We start from the raw sequence: 845 nt of genomic DNA on the forward strand, positions 1-845 counted from the left end.
TGAAATGCGCTTTGATGGTATTAATATTCATGGTCGCTCCCCAAAAGAAGAGCATAAGATCACAGACCGTGCTTCAGGTCAAATTTAACCTTGCGTTGTACAAGAAATGTTCATGATCTTGCCCTGCCAAAGGCCAATACTAATCAAAAGGAGCTTATCCGGTTCCAAGGAAAGCAAAATATGATGTATGCGGAAAAAGGCCATATCCAGTCATGGCGACCGTATCAATTGATGCTTGAATTAAAACATCCTAGGTTTCCTAACGATACAGGCTTTATACTAACAGGCTCAATCTGTTATGACGCCACAGATATATCTTTAAGTGCTGACTTACGAGATAAGTCCAATGCTTATGTTGTATGTGCACTAAATAGAGATGTAAATACGTTTGATACTATGATTGACGCACTTCACTACCATATGTTCCAACCAGTGGTGTTGGTTAACTCAGGTGAGTACGGAGGTTCTTGCGCAAAAGCCCCTTACAGCGAACCGTATCACCGCCTAATTGCTCATAGTCACGGGAATAACCAAGTATCCATTAACACATTTGAAATGAATATGTTTGATTTTAGGCGCGATAACGTAGGTAAAGGGATGAAATCTGATAAAACCACTAAAACAGAACCTGCTGGTGTAATGATGCAAAAGGATAGGACATGACATGTTTTAAAACAGGTTGGGCTGCTTTGCTTGACGTTAGTCTATGGGTAAGTTGGTATCCGCCCCATGAACCCACGGGGCGATATTGTTAGTGTTTGAAGTTCCAAGGCAGGAGTGCATCGATATCAGGTTCCGCTTTCGCTAACTCCTGCATGCACTTGACCATGTAGTCGTAAAGGATA

1 protein-coding gene is annotated in these 845 nt (G+C 41.8%); it reads left to right on the forward strand.

Annotation, left to right across the window (positions count from 1 at the left end; genetic code table 11):
- Positions 1–180 precede the first annotated feature (180 nt).
- Positions 181–663 carry a hypothetical protein gene (locus UF06_RS08025; protein ID WP_052702533.1) on the forward strand — a complete coding sequence of 161 codons (483 nt, stop codon included), beginning with the start codon at positions 181–183 and terminating at the stop codon, positions 661–663.
- The last annotated feature ends 182 nt before the right edge of the window (positions 664–845 follow it).

Origin of the sequence: Vibrio sp. S234-5 (assembly GCF_000960595.1) — a bacterium.
In the GTDB taxonomy this organism is placed as follows: Bacteria; Pseudomonadota; Gammaproteobacteria; order Enterobacterales; family Vibrionaceae; genus Vibrio.